Here is a 1,985-nt window from a genome sequence, read left to right as displayed (position 1 = left end):
ACGTTGCATGTTACGTCGATGAAAACCGCGAGCGCACTGATTGCTGGGCTACTGCTACCGCTAGGTGCGTGTGGAGCGGCGCGGCAGTCTGAGAACACTCCCGCAGCCGCTGCTGTGGATGTGCCGCTTCCAACGAAACATGATCGCGATGACTTCATCCTGATGCTGCGCGAAAGTGCAGCAGCCCACGGGTTCCATGTGGACGCAGCCACCCCTGAGGAAATTCAGCAGTCGAATTCGGTATCACCGATAACGGTCAATGCCACGGTCTGGCGTGGCAAGAATGATGACGAAGTTGTCGCCTCGGCGATGGATGGAATCGGGCACGTCGGCCGTGTCTGGCTCTCATTTGAGAAAGGTAGCGATCAACAAACCTTCTCAGCATTTAAAGCCGACCTATGGCGGCATGTTAGGCGGCGCTGGCCTGATGCACTACCCCTTCCGATCATGCCGACGGGGGCCATTCCTCTACCCAATGATCTCGTTCGAACACCTGACGGCTTTAAGGTGAAGCCTTCCGCTGCGGCGAAATATCGCCGGTAGATTGCTACAAGGGACTCCCTCCACTTCCTCCGGGTTGATGCAAAACTTTTGATTTTTGCATCAGGAATGGCGGATTGGGCGATAACGAACTTGTCGCTCTCAACCGCAATGAGCCTGTTATCAGGCGGCATCCTGCAACAAGCGTACAGGGGGCTGTACATGCTGGCGCGCGCACCAAAGGTCATGGTTCGCCTGCATAGCCAACCATGCTCGTGCGCTGCTTACCCCAGCCTGTTCGAGCCGCAACGCCAGATCAGGGCTGATGCCTGCTTTGCCGTTCAACACACGCGACAGAGCTACCCGCGACATAGCGAGCCGGTTGGCAGCCTCGGTAACTGACAAGCTCAATGCCGCGACTACTTCTTCACGGAGCAGTTCGCCGGGGTGGGGGGGATTATGCATCATCGTCATGGCCTCAATGATAGTCCTGATAATCAACCAGCTCGGCATCTGCCCCTACGAAGCGGAAGGTGACGCGCCAGTTGCCGTTGACCCAAACCGACCAGTGACCCTTCAGATCGCCCTTAAGCGGGTGGAGCTTGAAGGATGGTATGTTCATGTCGGCCGACCCTGCTGCGACATCCAACAAGCCTAGGATGTTTCGGAGTTTCTTCACATGGGCAGCCTGAACGCCTCGCGTCGTGCCGGTGGTGTAGAAGGCTTCGAGACCCTTGTGGCGAAATCCAATTATCACGGCTCTGTGTATCGCGTATCGATACGCGATACAATATCAAGTCGACGCTAACAGTGCTTTGCCTGCCGGCGTCCAGGTGCCACCTCGCCCTGACGGCTCCACTAACCCATACTTGGCGAGCAGCTCGACGGCCTCTTCTCCGGCACCCATGCATAAGTGATCCAACGTGTCCGTGCCCCCGCTGAGATACTGCTCGCACATCCAAGCAAGCGCACCGAGCAGTCGTCGCTCCTCTTCGGTCATCGCATCGGGCCTTCTAAATTTTAGGTCGCGGTGGTTGCTGCACGGCTATCAATCGGCGTCCAAAAGGGACCCCTTTTGCGATCTCACTCGTCGGGACGGCCAAATAGCCGACCGAAGAACCCGCGCTTGGATTCCGTAGGGCCAGGTCCTGCCAGCAACCCAATTACCCGGGCCTGTGCCTCACGGCGCTCATCCTCGGATTTATCGAGCCGCTGCCGTAGGTCATCGACCACACCATCACGATCACGAAGCTGTTCACGCAACAGTTCAACTTCTCTGAGCAACCCCCCTGTTTCCATTAGGGTTTCCCTATTTCCTAAAGGGGTATCGGACCGAACCACTTCAACCGTTTCCGGCTGTTTTGGGGGGAACACTCGAAACAGTTCAGATGTTTCGATCAGGTAGCCATTATCGGTTTTTTCGGCATAGCTAAGACGGCCCGATTTCAGAGCTTTCGATACCGTTCCCTTGCTGACACCAGCCAGCTCGGCACCCTTTGTCATCG

The 1,985-nt window shown here is 56.7% G+C and carries 4 protein-coding genes; 1 reads left to right on the top strand and 3 read right to left on the bottom strand.

Annotated elements, in window-relative coordinates; all coding sequences use genetic code 11:
• On the top strand, window positions 1–543 hold a 543-nt coding region (locus tag QN347_RS19140), incomplete at its 5' end, for a hypothetical protein (RefSeq protein WP_323494326.1).
• Window positions 544–663: 120 nt separating this feature from the next.
• On the opposite strand, the gene QN347_RS19135 is transcribed toward QN347_RS19140, so the two are convergent.
• The 3 genes from QN347_RS19135 to QN347_RS19125 all read right to left on the bottom strand — a co-directional run.
• Window positions 664–954, bottom strand: a complete 291-nt coding sequence (locus QN347_RS19135; protein WP_323494325.1) for a HigA family addiction module antitoxin — start codon at window positions 952–954, stop codon at window positions 664–666.
• A gap of 4 nt (window positions 955–958) precedes the next feature.
• Window positions 959–1,237 (bottom strand): type II toxin-antitoxin system RelE/ParE family toxin, encoded by a 279-nt coding sequence (locus QN347_RS19130; protein WP_323494324.1) that lies wholly within the window; start codon window positions 1,235–1,237, stop codon window positions 959–961.
• A 326-nt stretch (window positions 1,238–1,563) separates the two neighbouring features.
• On the bottom strand, window positions 1,564–1,985 hold a 422-nt coding region (locus QN347_RS19125; protein WP_323494323.1), incomplete at its 5' end, for a DNA-binding protein.

Source organism: Sphingomonas sp. 10B4, assembly GCF_035019905.1.
GTDB lineage: Bacteria > Pseudomonadota > Alphaproteobacteria > Sphingomonadales > Sphingomonadaceae > Sphingomonas > Sphingomonas glacialis.
The sequence above is the reverse complement of the archived record's forward strand: the minus strand, read 5'-3'. Positions and strand labels throughout refer to the sequence as shown.